This is a genomic window from Shewanella sp. ECSMB14101, assembly GCF_000773485.1.
Taxonomy (GTDB): domain Bacteria; phylum Pseudomonadota; class Gammaproteobacteria; order Enterobacterales; family Shewanellaceae; genus Shewanella; species Shewanella marisflavi.
Map to the genome: position 1 here is coordinate 66,559 of NZ_JSFF01000005.1, position 13,801 is coordinate 80,359.

Below are 13,801 nucleotides of genomic sequence, written 5' to 3' on the forward strand. Positions count from 1 at the left end.
TAAAAGTCTTACGCTTTTAAGGTCATGGAACGTAAAACCCCTCCAAAAAACTCACAAAGCAACAATAAATAATTGTTTTTATTAAACTTAAAATCTTTTTGTCTAATTAAAAGCCAACAGCGTCAAATATCTGCCAAAACACCAAAAACGTCAAGTTAATGACAAGCGCCATAATCAAAAAAAACGTCAAATTTCATGTAGTTGACCAACAATTAATTAACACCTAAATTGAACACATACCCAGACAGGTGAAGTCACAAGACTGAAGTACATCACTTGGGAACCTAATAACAAACATCGGCAATCATTGGCAGTCGAGAGGAAATAGAATGATCATTTTAGTTGGCGGTGAAAAAGGCGGCAGCGGTAAAAGCTGTCTAGCCCAAAACATAGCGGTATTTCTCACAGTAGAATGCGGCGCCTCAGTCATCATGGTCGATTGCGATCCCCAGCGGACCACCTCAGATTGGATTCAAGCCCGCAACAACAACGGCACCCTGGCCAGCATCAACTGTGTTCAGCTTTACGGTAAGATCCGCAACGATCTACTCAGCCTAGAGCAACACTATGACTATGTACTGGTCGATTGTGGTGGTCAGGATAACCTGGCACTACGTGCAACCATGTCTGTTGCCTCTCACGTCTTGATGCCACTGCGTCCTAAGCGCAGAGATTTAAAGACTGTTAGCCACATGGATGACATCGTCGCCACCTGTATGATGATTAACCCTAAGATGCGCGCCTCTTTCGTTATCACTCAATGCCCAAGCTTGCCAAACCAGGCCAACCGCATTTTCGAAGCGAAAGAAGTCTGTAAAACTTATGATATCAACGTACTCGACGCTATCACCTATAGCCGTAACATTTATGACGACAGCGAAGAGTCGGGTTTATCTGTGATGGAAACTCAGCCTAAAGGAAAGGCGGCCGATGAAATCCGAGCAATCGCCTGCGAAATGCTTCAGGCAGCCAATGCCACTGAGATTCGTAATCGTCTCGCTGAAAAACAGATGGATAAGTTAAGGGGTAATTATGGGTCTGGCCGATCTCAAGAAAAACTCTACGCAGTCTAGCGCAGCAAGGCAGAATCGAAAGCTGCTGAACATTTCGCTCGACACCTTAATCGATGACTTCATCGACGATGCGACCCACTATGCGGCCGGGCAACCTGCGCAAGTTCAGCAGATGGCCGAGATTATTGCTCTAGAAACCGGATTTGATGGCGAGTTTAAAGCTCGTCATCAAATAAAGGCGGCTCCTAAGGTAGTGCCAAAAGGTACTGGGCCCTATCGCAAGGCCACTTTTACCTTGAGCGAGTCAGCCATTGCGCACCTCGCTGAGTTGGCAAGTGGCTGTGATGTGGCCAAATCTAAGCTGATCAGGTTTCTGATTGAGCACCATTATTCCTTGTCGGAAGGTGAGCGACAACAGAAGGAGCAATCCATCATAGTCGACTGATCTCGCTTCCCCCTCGCACTGGGCTACGCATCACCCAGTGCGACCTAAGTTTCATTCCAATCTCCCAACCCTTTTCTGGCAGCGACAGATTTCATTTGTCCAAATTTACTGGCTGCCAGCTTTTTTTCTTACGGCTTTACGATTGAATTCCTGCCACACGGCCACATATCTTGCTATATCATTAGGAGATTTTTATGTTGGCGCTCTTTATTATTGCCTTGGTGAGTTGTGCGGCCATCGGCTACATACTGTTTAAACCAAGTTATATCAGGCACAGACGCGCCCAGATCGCCAAGCGGCCGTTTCCCACCAGTTGGCGAGCAATATTAAAGCACCGCATGCCCTACTTTCGCGCCTTGCCAAGTGATCTACAATTGCAGCTCAAGCGCCATATTCAAATCTTTATCGCCGAAAAGGAGTTTGTCGGCTGTCAGGGGATAGAGATAGATGATGAGATTCGAGTGACCATTGCCGCTCAGGCGTGCTTGCTGCTGCTTAACCGCGATACAGACTACTATCCAAAGTTAAGGCAGATCCTTGTCTATCCCAGCCTGTTTATTGTCACTCACCATCAACAAAACAGTGATGGCGTGCTTTGGGAGCGGCAAAACATTCTCTCGGGGGAGTCTTGGGAGTATGGCAAGGTGATCCTCTCTTGGCATAATACTAAGGAAGATGCCGCCCAACCCTATGATGGCCATAATGTGGTGATCCACGAGTTCGCTCACCAGTTAGACCAGGAGGACGGTCATTCCAACGGTGCACCTATCCTGGCAAGCCCCCATGATTATCAAAGCTGGTCTGCCGTCATGACCCAGGAATTTGAGCAACTTTGCCACGATGCAAAATGGCAGCTCCCCAGCTTATTCAACTACTATGGTGCCACCAATGAGGCCGAGTTTTTTGCGGTGATCACAGAAACCTTCTTCGAGCGTCCCCATGAGTTTTACCAGCAACATCAAGCGCTTTATCAACAGATGAGTCATTTTTTCAAATTAGATCCGGTAAACTGGCATTAATATTCGCAAAAAGGAGTTGCACCATGACCGCAAGGCTACCCCATTTTTCTCTGCTCTTAGCAAGCTGTGCCCTACTATTGTCCAGCCTGTGCCGGGCCGAAATTCCAGCGGCGGCAACCGAAACCCTAGATAATTTACATCGCTACGCGGCGAGCGCCGACTGGGACAGGTATTTTGATCTCTACACGGAAGACGCCCACTTCATCGGCACTGACGCCAGTGAAAATTGGACCATGACACAATTTGCCGAGTACGCCCGTCCCACCAAGGGCTGGCGCTATAGCTTAATCTCTAGGAGTCTTCAACAGCACGGTGATGTGATTGTGTTTGATGAGCATCTGAGCAGCAATTCCTACGGTAACTGCCGGGGTACAGGCACCTTAGTGCTTACCGATACTGGCTGGAAGGTACTGCAATACCACCTGAGCTTTCCTATCCCCAACGCCATGGCCAAACGGATCACGGCGCAGATTAAGGCGACTCAGGGTAAATAACCTTAGTGTACCGACACCGACAGGCAGAGATTCGTCAGCTGGGCAAAGTGAGTAAAACGCTCGAAATCTTCATCGGCTAGCTTACGCTCAGAACTGTGTCTGTCGGCATATAACAAGCCAATCACCTTGTTATCAACCAATATGGGCGCCAACATAAAGCCCTGGGATGAGGTGTGTTTCTTTAACTCATCATCCAGGTACAAGCGCCATTTTTCAGATTGTGGATTGTCGATAAACAGCGGTTTCTTAAGATCTATACTTTCGGCAAACACATTCTTGCCCTGATACAACTCGACAATAAATTCATTTTTCATTTTGTCGACATTATCACCAAGGACGACTCTTGGTTGTATGCGTTTCCGATTAGGCGACAGCAACATTACGGCGCAGCGATCCATGCCGATACCATCGAGTAGACCACTTAGGGTAATAGTGATCACTTCATTGAAGTTCGCCTTGTTGATGGCGCAATCGGTCAATTCACGCAGTTTTTTAAGCTGCAGACTCACATTGAACTCGCGTACCTTTATCGGCTCATCTTGTTGCGATGGTGCCAAGGTAAGTTGATGAGTATCGGGCAAAAATGCCACCAACACTTTTGCGCCATAGGTATCGGCCAGCTTTCTGGTGGCGTGACTGCACTGGATCATACGCCCCTTGAATTCATCCACTTCAAGTTCCAGCATATCGGCCGCTTGCTTAATTCTGCGGTGTAGCTCTTCGATATCATCCTTAGCGTCACTAGCCATTAACTCGCTGATCTTATTAGCAAGGAATATAGAGCGGATCTCAGGGGTTCGTTCATTAGGATTAGACAGTGACTTGACCAGCACCTCACCTAAGCCCCAGTTTTTGGCGATCCCCATCGAAAGTTGAGTAAAGGAGGTTCCCAGCACCTCTCTGACCACGGCGCTGGCTTCTTTAGCATCTACCTGATTCAGGCGGGCATCGAGCCTCTCAGTGGTCTCGCCCCCCATGCTCCAAAAAGCGCTCTCACCCAGGTGATACAGAAGCGCGGCAATAAACACCTCCTCCTGCAACTCCTCGTCGTGATCCCTTAGCATCATCTTAGCGAGCATGGCTGCCTGAAATGCTCTAGCCATCAGGGTCAGTAGCCTATGATAGACAGGTTCAGACAAACCTTTGTTTTCCAGAAGGCTACTAAGCAGCTTTGCCGTAATACAGATGTTGCGAATGGTATCGAAACCCAAGACTACCGCCGCGCGGCTCACCGTAGTGACATGGGAGATCCCCTTGTTATAGATGGCGCTGTTAGCCACCTTAAGAATACGCGAGGTCAAGGCATTATCATGCATTACACTGCGGCCTAATATCGCCAAAGATGACACATCATCTTTAGCCAACTGCTCCAGGGTCTTAACCGTCGAGCTCAGCGCCGGCATCTCCTGTTCGCTGATACGTTTAGTCCAGTATTCGGCACCTTTTCCTGACGTTGCACTATTCAATGCGTTTTTACTCTTAATGAAGGGTTTGCAAATACGCCAACGAAAAACGGCGCGATTGATGAATTATAGGCAGAAAAACTTATAACATAACAATTACATCAGTCGCCAGTCGCAAATCGTGTTTAGTCTACATTGCTCTGTTACTTGGCGAGGATTTCACCTTTATATCGACACTGCAGGTAATTTGATGAGCACAAAATAAAAAAGGCGGCTCAAGAGGGACCGCCAAGGCAAGCAAAATAAAAAAGTATTGAAAGGAAAGAAAAACCTCGCACTGCACGTAGGAACACAGTGCGAGGAACAACCGCTGCTAAAGGACAGCAAGTCGAAACTTTAGAACTGATCCTCTTCGGTCGAGCCCGTCAGTGCTGTCACCGATGACTGACCACCTTGAATCACGTTGGTGACCTTGTCGAAGTAGCCTGTACCCACCTCTTGTTGGTGCGCCACAAAGGTATACCCCTTCTTAGCCGCCGCAAACTCAACTTCCTGCACCTTCTCAACATAATGCTTCATACCTTCACCACGAGCATAGTCATAGGCTAGGTCGAACATGTTGTACCACATGTTATGGATACCGGCTAAGGTGATGAACTGGTACTTATAGCCCATGTCCGACAGCTCCTGTTGGAAGCGAGCGATAGTGGCATCATCCAGATTCTTCTTCCAGTTGAAAGAAGGTGAGCAGTTATAAGCCAGCAACTGATCTGGGTACTGGGCATGAATCGCCTCGGCGAAACGACGTGCCTCTTCAAGATCTGGCTTGGCAGTTTCACACCAAATGAGGTCGGCGTAAGGAGCATAAGCCAAGCCGCGAGAGATTGCTTGATCTAAGCCAGCGTTTACGCGGTAGAAACCTTCAGAAGTGCGCTCTCCAGTGATGAAGTCACGATCATATGGGTCGCAGTCTGAGGTCAGCAGATCCGCCGCGTTTGCATCGGTACGGGCGATAACCAGAGTCTCTACGCCACTTACATCGGCTGCCAAACGTGCGGATACCAGCTTTTGCACAGCTTCTTGTGTCGGCACTAACACCTTACCGCCCATGTGACCACACTTTTTCACCGAAGCTAGCTGATCTTCAAAATGCACACCTGCGGCGCCTGCATCGATCATATTCTTCATCAGTTCATAGGCGTTAAGTACACCACCAAAGCCCGCTTCGGCATCGGCAACAATTGGCAAGAAGTAGTCGGTGTAACCTTCATCTTGCGGATCTACCTGGTTGCTCCACTGGATCTGGTCTGCACGGCGAAACGAGTTATTGATGCGCTGTACAACAGCTGGCACTGAGTTCGCCGGATAGAGAGACTGATCGGGATACATGGTACCGGCTAGGTTAGCGTCTGCGGCAACCTGCCAGCCCGACAGATAGATAGCTTCGATACCTGCCTTAGCTTGCTGCACCGCCTGGCCACCCGTCAGGGCGCCCAGCGAGTTGACATAGCCCTTCTTGGCACCGCCATTAACCAGTTGCCATAATTTCTCAGCGCCGCGAGTCGCTATGGTGTTTTCCGGGACAATTGAACCGCGTAAGGCCACTACGTCCTCTGCTGAATAGGGACGGCGAACGCCTGCCCAACGTGGATTTTCAGCCCAATCCTTTTTTAACGCATCAATCTGTGCTTGACGTGAATTTTGTGTAGTTGCCTTAGTCATAATCTTCTCCATCTCAGGTGTTTACATCCAGCTCCCTTAATACCACTCACATTCAAAGGCGCTAAATAAGTAGGGGTCAAAGACCCATTTCAATTGTGTAATCAATCAGGTGTTAAGCCTCTTCGGCCTGGGTCAAAATCTCGTAGCCTGGTAGGGTGAGAAAATCCACCAACTCATCGGCCGTTGTTATCTCTTCTAGCAACACTGCCGCTTGGGTATATCTACCGTGGGTAAAGCGATCTGGGCCAACTTCTAACTTCACATTGGCTAACTCTTCTACCAGCATCTCTTTAAACAATTCCTTGGTCACCAACTTGCCGTTTGACAGCTTCTGCTCATGTTGGATCCATTGCCAGATAGAGGTTCGGGAGATCTCTGCAGTCGCCGCATCTTCCATTAATCCATAGATGGGCACACAGCCATTGCCGCGAATCCACGCCTCGACATATTGCAGCGCGATACGAATATTCAGACGCATGCCTGATTCGGTACGCTCACCATCACAAGGCATCAGCAAGTCCCTGGCCAGAATCGGTGCATCCACATCACGGGTTATATGCAGCTGATTAACGTGCTCTTCACCTATATATTCGTTGAAGATTCCCATGGCAGTGTCGGCCAGCCCAGGATGTGCTACCCAGGTGCCGTCATGACCATTTCGCGCCTCAAGCTCTTTATCGCCACGCACCTTGACCAATACAGCTTCGTTTTGCGCCTCATCTTTGGCGGGAATAAAGGCCGCCATGCCGCCCATCGCCAAGGCTCCACGCTTGTGGCAGGTCTTAATAAGTAGACGCGAGTAAGCACTTAAAAACGGCTTGTCCATGGTCACCGCCTGACGGTCTGGCAAGATACGGTCACTATGTTTTTTCAACGTTTTGATATAGCTAAAAATGTAATCCCAACGACCACAGTTGAGTGCGACAATATTAGAGCGCAGCTCATAGAGGATCTCCTCCATCTCAAACACCGCAGGTAATGTCTCAATCAAACAAGTACATTTAATGGTGCCAGGTGCAAGGCAGAAGCGTTCTTCAACAAAGGCAAATACCTTGGCCCACCAACGCGCCTCAACATGGCTCTCTAACTTAGGAATATAGAAGTATGGGCCGCTACCCTTCTCCAATAACTGACGGTAGTTGTGGTAAAAGTAGAGACAGAAGTCGAACAGTGACCCTGGAATCGCTTCACCATTGAAGGTCACATGCTTTTCTTTAAGGTGCAGACCACGAACACGCGCAATAAGCACTGCGGGATCGTCATTCAAGGCGTAGTGCTTACCTGTGTCAGGCGCTGTGTATTCGATATCGCCACGTACAGCATCACGCAAGTTGATCTGCCCCTGAATCACCTTAGGCCAGCTAGGTGCAAGAGAATCCTCAAAATCGGCCATAAAGACCTTTACGTTGGCATTGAGCGCGTTGATGATCATCTTGCGGTCAACAGGTCCGGTGATCTCTACCCGTCTGTCCTGTAGATCCTCTGGGATGCTACGGATCTGCCATTCACCGTCTCTGATAGCACGGGTTTCTGGTAAAAAGTCAGGCAAGGCGCCTGCATCGATCAGTGCTTGCTTTTGCTTACGCATCTCAAGCAGTTTCGGAACCTCTGCCGCAAACTGGCTACACAAGACGTCGAGCAGACTCAGTGCACCTTCATTAAGCACAAGCTCTTGACCCTCGACAGGCGCCCCTAGGATAGATAATCCCGTATCTTGCTGATGTTCATTCATTACTTGTTCAGTCATCCCGATATCTCCCAAGCGCTTATTTACCGCATAAAGCCAATTAATCTGCTGTGAACCATACCCTTGTGGGTCATACACCTTGAAACACTGTGTTAAAAGTTCCAAATGTACGTTTTGAACAAAACCTACTAACAAACAGTTGTGATTGCAACAATACCAACGTCTATAAAAGCAGCAAAAAATGACAATAAACAAGATAAAAAACTGGTAATACCAAGCCAAGAATAACAACTTAAAGCATTGATTTACAACACATTAAAATATCAAAAACTTTATAAACACCACCTAACAATTAAAGTTGTCTGACAAATTAACCAATCACCCGCCACTGAAAGTTATTACGTAATTTAAATACGTATTGTAAATTTAAAATTACACAAATAATGCTTTAATCCCTAAGAAATTAAACTCTACAGCGTTTTGCTTTCCCCGCCAGTCAACACCACAAAAGGCATTAAAAACAATACTTTGACAAAAAATGCACAAACACGAAAATCAAACAAGCGTTTTAATTTTACGTTTACGTTAACGACACCCAAAGCCATTCCAATTGCCTGTCACAAATTGGTAACGTTTGTCGATCAACATCACGATTTTTTTTGGTTAGCTGCGAAAATAATTAGAAAAAACCGTCGTTTTTGCATATTTATCCGAGTGATGAGCTTAATCTCTTATCGAGACGCTCTCCCCGGTTGCTATTTAGAGGCTCGATATAGATAGCATCAAAGGTAATCGCCGCTGTTCAGCGACAAACTCCATCCAAGCTGTCCCGCAGGTAGGGAGCAATGAACCAAGGTAAACAAGAGATCATGCCAGGGATATAACGGCCTGAAGCATAAAGGGCAGAGCAAATCCGTGATTTAAAAAGAAGGGTAAGTGATAAGGTCAGCACAAAGGTCCTCACCTCAATAGCCAATAACCAATAGCCAATAGCCAATAGCCAAAAATGGTGACGGTAAACGCAATCAACCTGAGACGGTTTAATAAGATTAGACTCGTAAGTCACCAATCTGACTTAACTCAACTAAAACACCTTAATTTACCCTTTCCACCTAATCAGAATCACTGAGGCGCAGTAAAAGTAAGGTGAATAAAGATAAAGTGAATAGATGTAAGCCTTGAGCAAACTCTAGGCTTACAACAGAAGGCGAAGGTTAGGACTTATATTTCGGCTGCAAGACAGAGTGATAGTTTGACTTTGTTTATTACGCTTCACCTGACAAAGGTTAAGCGTTGGCAGCCTGCTCTAGCACCCTGTCCATGCTAGGACGATAGGTCACCACACAATTTCGACCATTTCGCTTAGCCTGATACATAGCCAGATCCACTCGTTTCATCAGGGGATCCAAACTGAGATCAGCTTCGAGACTGCTACAAACACCGAAACTGGCCGTGATACTTAAATCATTATAATGAGGACGGGTTTGAATAGCCTCTATTGCATTGCAGCACTGCTTGGCGATCTTTAAAGCCTCCTGCTCCCCCACATAAGGTAAGAAAATGGCAAACTCTTCGCCCCCCATTCGAACAAAAAGATCTTTGCTCTTCAAATGGGGCGACACAGCTTCAACGACACGTCTTAGCGCCCAATCTCCAGCGCTATGACCGTAGTTATCATTGATGCTCTTAAAATGGTCTAGATCGAACATAATCACACTAAACACACTTCGGTGGGCTAGCACATCAATAAACAGATTCTCAGCAAAATCTTGCCCTGTGCCACGATTTAACACCCCGGTTAACGGATCAAGCTGAGAGATACGCTTATATTTACGCCTTTGCACAAACATGGTGGCGCCAAAGATGATAAGCCCCACGGAACAGCCCAAAGCGATCGTTAAGGCCATACTTTCATTGTATCTTTCGAGTTCGACCACCTTTTGTTGTGCGGTGTAGAGTGCCCGATCCTGATTTAGCATCTTAATTTCACGAGTCTTCTCGGCATTTTCAAATTTAGCCATCTGGTAAGCATAAGCTTTGGCCTTAGTCTCATCTATGCTCGCCTCACTCAGCTTCATATATTGATCGAGATATTGATAGGCTTGCTGATAGCTCCCCTCCATTGCCAATGCATCGGCCATGACCTTTATGGCGCGTTTTCTCTCTTCAAGTACGCTAGGCTCATCTGGCTCGTCAATCACTCGCTGGGCATATTGTTTGGCGCTATCAATCTCTTTCTGGCTTAAATATGTTTCCGCCAATAAGGCATTAACATCGATGATCTCTAGCTTAAATTTAAATTTTTCATATTCAGAGAGTGCAGACAACAACAGGGTCTGTGCCTGTTTAAGCTCGCCGAGTCTAAGGTGTGAAGTGCCTTTGCCTTTATCTGCCATGGCAACAATTAATGGAATATTATGCTCTTCACAAAAAATATGAGTGTCAGTAAACTGCTGTTTTGCAAGTTCATAATTTAAAAGTTTTAATTCGGCCGCTGCCAACAGTAATTGGGCATAACACTGCTCTTTGGGCGATGTTCCCTGGCTAAGTCCAAAAGCCATTAACCCATAGCGTTTGGATTCATCATAGACTTCAAGATCCAGGTACAGATTGGCCAATCTTAAATAGGAGGTCATCTTGATGGTGACATCATCTATCTGTTCTATCCTATCCAGATTTTTTGCCATCGCATCCAACGCACCTTGATACTCTTTCATGGCGATCAGTGAGGTGGCTTGGTAAAGGTAGATAGAATTGAGGGTCTCAGGGGATTGGCTAAGTTGTTCGGCCTGTTTAAGCAACTCAAATGCACGCTGATAGTTGCCGTTATAAACTTCTTTATTACTTTCTAGGGTCAAGACCCTAGCTCGCTGCTCTCTAGTCAAGTGCTGACTATTTTCATTAAGGTAGGCAATGACCTCAGACGATTTGGTTGGTTCGGCAATCAGCGAGGCTTTTAGCTCATCAATAACCGCATCATAATCTACATCGTCCGCCACTGCTTGATAGCTGGCAAACAGAGCGAAAAGAGAAACCAATATGAGTCTGAGGTAATACATGGCCGTTAACTACAGCTTAGTTGCTGTCATCTGGATTAGTGACAATCAAGTAAGCTTGCGTGTCACTGCTGTCACCTGATAGCGAATCTATCTGTTCTTTATCACCAGACATAACAGCTGCAATCTCTTCATCCGACAATCCATTGTCCTGCATCACACCTTCAGGATCGGCCTTATAAGCCTCTAATAGCGCGGCATCCGATCCTAATTTTTGAAAAAAATCACTTAGCTTCGACATATCATTCTCCATTGTTATGTAATAACACTAGTTGCTAGAAAAATGTTTGACCACTTGCAGCTAATCAAACTTAATTTGCTTTTTAACCCAGTAAGTCTTCAGAAATTCCCAGTTTTGCCAAAATCTTATGATTCACTTTTAACGACTGCGACGGCGGAATCAGCAGTGTTGTTATCGACGTCAACTTCGCATGAGGCAGATCTTTGAGTAGTAGCCTATCGATTCTCGGCGACTGCACCGGCAAATTCGGCGCCTCATACAGAATGACCTCATGCTCTAAGGGATACCACTCATTAAGCTGCTCGACTAACACCTGCAAGCAATCGGCGTTAGTATGAAACTTAGTTAAGGTGTGCTCACCGGCAATGCTAATCTGCCATAGTAATAAGTGGGTGGAGGGATCTGGTGTGTGACAATAAAACATGAACTGACTGGCTTCGAAACTTTGATGGCCCGATTGACCGGGATCTATTCCAACATCGGCCCACAAACAGGCTTCTGCCGAGATCCCAGGCTCCATTTTAGCATCAAAGCCCTCTTGCCGAGCCCGTTTAATAGCAAGATGTGAAACACAGGCAAACACACCAGGATGGCCATACAAGGCGCACACCACTCGCTTTCCCGCTCGCACCTGAGTGAGTATTGCCTCAACCATCTGCTGATAGGTATCTCGCCGACTCTTAACCTCATCGCCTTGAGCATAGTAACCATGCAATGAACGGACGTCGCTATTCAGGGTTGTTAACCACTGCAGCGCGAAGGCATCGGGTACCAAGGAAAACACGACATCGGCTAGTTCGATATAACTCTTACTAAGCACAGTTATCTGACCGCCTAGGTTTAATCCAGTGCCGACACAAACTAAACTACCTTTTTTACAGGCTTCATTCATTTATGTATTTCCAACTTGTGCCATACGCTGTGACAACCACCCATTGATATCAGACTTGCTGTTCCTTTTTTAACCACGGCGTCGACTGGCAATACCGTAGAGGGGTAAACCAAATTAACTTACCACAATTCGGGATAAAACAAACACTAACAGTTAATATCCCAATCAATTTTCAACACTAAATTGATCTTCTCGCCCTTTTCTACATATCAATTTATCCGCTAGACAAGAAACTTAATGCCAAACCATCTGTCTGACCTATTCACACAAGCTGCCTTAGTCAATTAGCAAGGCTAACACCAGGCTGGCATTGACAGCGCAAGGAGACGTATAAAAAGTCGATAGCGCTTGTCAGCATAGGGAATGCTTGGGTATCATGGCCGACAGATTTTTAGGGAAGTAGCGCATTTCAATGACCATAAAAAAACATAGTATGACTCTATTAGGCGCTGCGGCGCTGTCTCTTTCATTAAGCGGATGTGGCGCTTTTGACTGGCTGGTTTACAAACCTGACGTGCCGCAAGGCAACTATATGGAAACCCAGCAAGTAGAAAAGCTCAGAATCCAGATGACCAAAGAGCAGGTCGAATATATCTTGGGGCGTCCGGTTCTTAGAGACAGCTTCTCAGATGATACCTGGTACTATGTCTACCACTACAAAAATGGACGTGATGCCAGCATTACCCACAAAGAACTCGTGCTGCACTTCACTGGCGACAAATTGACTCAAGTCGATGGCGACTATGAACTGGCCGCCGACTTTAATACGCCGCTTGATCAAAGTGAATTACCTGAACTTAGCGCCCCCAAAGGTGACCTAGTGCCGCTTAACCCTGAGCAGCGTCCAGATACCAAGCCGCTCGTAGAAGAGAAAAAGACGCAGGAACTCAACGAAGTCAAAGAGTTTGAATAACATTGCTTAAAGCGTAAAAAAGGGTCTAAAGCTTAGCCTTAGACCCTTTTTTAATGATAACTCACTCGGCTAGCTCACCTTAGCCCCTGTGGTTTTATTGGCTCGCCCCTCATTTTTAGCCTTTTCAGCACGTTGTCGGCGTACATCCTTAGGATCGGCAATCAAGGGACGATAAATCTCTACCCGCTGTCCAGGGTGCAACACCTCATCATGCTTAACTGCGCGGCTAAATATTCCCAATTTAACCGTCTCCAGATCTATCTCAGGGAAAAAACGACACATACCGCTCTGTCTAACGGCCTCGATACAACTGGTGCCAGGCTCCACCATCACATTGATACGCTTTTGCTGCGAGGGCAAAGCGTAAATAATCTCAACGGCAAACTTATCTTGATCGCTCATCTTACTTCCTAGGAATCTTAAAAATCGCTATTGGCTGTATACCACTTTGGCACGACTGGTAAACGCAGTAACCATAGATGACATCAATTCTTTAAACACCTTACCAAATGCCATATCTGCAATCGGGCTGGAGAATTCAAAGCTAAGCTCAAAGTCCACCTTACAGGCATCTTCGGTTAATTCAGTAAACTCCCACCGGCCATGTAGGTGTTTAAAAGGCCCATTTTCAAGCTCCAACTCAATTCGCTTACCAGGGATCACTTGATTGCGCGTAGTAAATGTCTTACTAATCCCCGCCTTAGACACATCGACCGAAGCCAACATGGTTTTGCCATCAAACTCGATCACCTTACCACCGACACAGCCAGGCAAAAACTCCTTGTAGGATTCAACATCATTGACTAACTCGTACATCTGCATGGCACTAAAGCGGACTAACACACTGCGGGAAATCTTGGGCATATGACTGTTTAACCTGAAACCTTGGCCTTTACACCATAAAGCAAAAAAATGA

13 protein-coding genes are annotated in these 13,801 nt (G+C 46.5%); 5 read left to right on the plus strand and 8 right to left on the minus strand.

Going from position 1 to position 13,801, the window contains the following annotated elements:
• The first annotated feature begins 329 nt into the window (after positions 1–329).
• The 4 genes from NY07_RS06390 to NY07_RS06405 all read left to right on the plus strand — a co-directional run bounded on the left by NY07_RS06390 (position 330) and on the right by NY07_RS06405 (position 2,971).
• A complete protein-coding gene (locus tag NY07_RS06390; protein WP_033538520.1) occupies positions 330–1,073 on the plus strand; it encodes an AAA family ATPase in 744 nt (247 codons plus the stop codon).
• The gene (locus tag NY07_RS06395) at positions 1,033–1,458 is read left to right on the plus strand and encodes a hypothetical protein (protein ID WP_033538521.1); all 426 of its coding nucleotides are present in this window, start codon (positions 1,033–1,035) and stop codon (positions 1,456–1,458) included. The genes NY07_RS06390 and NY07_RS06395 overlap by 41 nt, the downstream gene beginning before the upstream one ends.
• Positions 1,459–1,652: 194 nt before the next feature.
• Positions 1,653–2,477, plus strand: coding sequence for a M90 family metallopeptidase (locus tag NY07_RS06400; RefSeq protein ID WP_033538522.1), 825 nt, complete (start codon positions 1,653–1,655; stop codon positions 2,475–2,477).
• Between the two features lie 23 nt (positions 2,478–2,500).
• The gene (locus NY07_RS06405; protein WP_033538523.1) at positions 2,501–2,971 is read left to right on the plus strand and encodes a nuclear transport factor 2 family protein; all 471 of its coding nucleotides are present in this window, start codon (positions 2,501–2,503) and stop codon (positions 2,969–2,971) included.
• A 2-nt stretch (positions 2,972–2,973) separates the two neighbouring features.
• Here the strand turns inward: NY07_RS06405 and NY07_RS06410 are convergent, their stop codons facing one another.
• The 6 genes from NY07_RS06410 to NY07_RS06435 all read right to left on the minus strand — a co-directional run bounded on the left by NY07_RS06410 (position 2,974) and on the right by NY07_RS06435 (position 11,972).
• Entirely contained in the window at positions 2,974–4,374 is a 1,401-nt protein-coding gene (locus tag NY07_RS06410) for an HDOD domain-containing protein (RefSeq protein ID WP_081953788.1), read from the minus strand.
• 396 nt (positions 4,375–4,770) lie between these two features.
• Positions 4,771–6,096: an isocitrate lyase gene (gene aceA, locus NY07_RS06415; protein WP_033538525.1), complete on the minus strand. Its 1,326-nt coding sequence runs from the start codon at positions 6,094–6,096 to the stop codon at positions 4,771–4,773.
• A 112-nt stretch (positions 6,097–6,208) separates the two neighbouring features.
• A complete protein-coding gene (gene aceB / locus NY07_RS06420; protein ID WP_033538637.1) occupies positions 6,209–7,843 on the minus strand; it encodes a malate synthase A in 1,635 nt (544 codons plus the stop codon).
• Positions 7,844–9,069: 1,226 nt separating this feature from the next.
• Positions 9,070–10,842: a GGDEF domain-containing protein gene (locus NY07_RS06425; protein ID WP_052125528.1), complete on the minus strand. Its 1,773-nt coding sequence runs from the start codon at positions 10,840–10,842 to the stop codon at positions 9,070–9,072.
• A 16-nt stretch (positions 10,843–10,858) separates the two neighbouring features.
• Positions 10,859–11,080 (minus strand): hypothetical protein, encoded by a 222-nt coding sequence (locus tag NY07_RS06430; protein ID WP_033538526.1) that lies wholly within the window; start codon positions 11,078–11,080, stop codon positions 10,859–10,861.
• Positions 11,081–11,162: 82 nt separating this feature from the next.
• A complete protein-coding gene (locus NY07_RS06435; protein WP_033538527.1) occupies positions 11,163–11,972 on the minus strand; it encodes an SAM-dependent methyltransferase in 810 nt (269 codons plus the stop codon).
• Between the two features lie 412 nt (positions 11,973–12,384).
• Here NY07_RS06435 and NY07_RS06440 point away from each other — a divergent pair, with 412 nt between their 5' ends.
• Positions 12,385–12,885: an outer membrane protein assembly factor BamE gene (locus tag NY07_RS06440; protein ID WP_033538528.1), complete on the plus strand. Its 501-nt coding sequence runs from the start codon at positions 12,385–12,387 to the stop codon at positions 12,883–12,885.
• A gap of 69 nt (positions 12,886–12,954) precedes the next feature.
• Here NY07_RS06440 and NY07_RS06445 read toward each other — a convergent pair whose 3' ends face one another.
• Both NY07_RS06445 and NY07_RS06450 read right to left on the minus strand, forming a co-directional pair.
• Positions 12,955–13,287, minus strand: a complete 333-nt coding sequence (locus NY07_RS06445; RefSeq protein WP_033538529.1) for an RnfH family protein — start codon at positions 13,285–13,287, stop codon at positions 12,955–12,957.
• 27 nt (positions 13,288–13,314) lie between these two features.
• Positions 13,315–13,749: a type II toxin-antitoxin system RatA family toxin gene (locus tag NY07_RS06450; RefSeq protein WP_033538530.1), complete on the minus strand. Its 435-nt coding sequence runs from the start codon at positions 13,747–13,749 to the stop codon at positions 13,315–13,317.
• Positions 13,750–13,801 lie beyond the last annotated feature (52 nt).

Excerpts from the sequence above, each read along its gene's own strand:
- NY07_RS06435 (WP_033538527.1), bottom strand. The coding sequence starts at position 11,972 with ATGAATGAAGCCTGTAAAAAAGGTAGTTTAGTTTGTGTCGGCACTGGA.
- NY07_RS06430 (WP_033538526.1), bottom strand. The coding sequence starts at position 11,080 with ATGTCGAAGCTAAGTGATTTTTTTCAAAAATTAGGATCGGATGCCGCG.
- NY07_RS06440 (WP_033538528.1), top strand. The coding sequence starts at position 12,385 with ATGACCATAAAAAAACATAGTATGACTCTATTAGGCGCTGCGGCGCTG.
- NY07_RS06410 (WP_081953788.1), bottom strand. The coding sequence starts at position 4,374 with ATGCCGGCGCTGAGCTCGACGGTTAAGACCCTGGAGCAGTTGGCTAAA.
- NY07_RS06445 (WP_033538529.1), bottom strand. The coding sequence starts at position 13,287 with ATGAGCGATCAAGATAAGTTTGCCGTTGAGATTATTTACGCTTTGCCC.
- aceA (WP_033538525.1), bottom strand. The coding sequence starts at position 6,096 with ATGACTAAGGCAACTACACAAAATTCACGTCAAGCACAGATTGATGCG.
- NY07_RS06395 (WP_033538521.1), top strand. The coding sequence starts at position 1,033 with ATGGGTCTGGCCGATCTCAAGAAAAACTCTACGCAGTCTAGCGCAGCA.
- NY07_RS06425 (WP_052125528.1), bottom strand. The coding sequence starts at position 10,842 with ATGTATTACCTCAGACTCATATTGGTTTCTCTTTTCGCTCTGTTTGCC.
- NY07_RS06400 (WP_033538522.1), top strand. The coding sequence starts at position 1,653 with ATGTTGGCGCTCTTTATTATTGCCTTGGTGAGTTGTGCGGCCATCGGC.
- NY07_RS06405 (WP_033538523.1), top strand. The coding sequence starts at position 2,501 with ATGACCGCAAGGCTACCCCATTTTTCTCTGCTCTTAGCAAGCTGTGCC.
- NY07_RS06390 (WP_033538520.1), top strand. The coding sequence starts at position 330 with ATGATCATTTTAGTTGGCGGTGAAAAAGGCGGCAGCGGTAAAAGCTGT.
- aceB (WP_033538637.1), bottom strand. The coding sequence starts at position 7,843 with ATGACTGAACAAGTAATGAATGAACATCAGCAAGATACGGGATTATCT.
- NY07_RS06450 (WP_033538530.1), bottom strand. The coding sequence starts at position 13,749 with ATGCCCAAGATTTCCCGCAGTGTGTTAGTCCGCTTTAGTGCCATGCAG.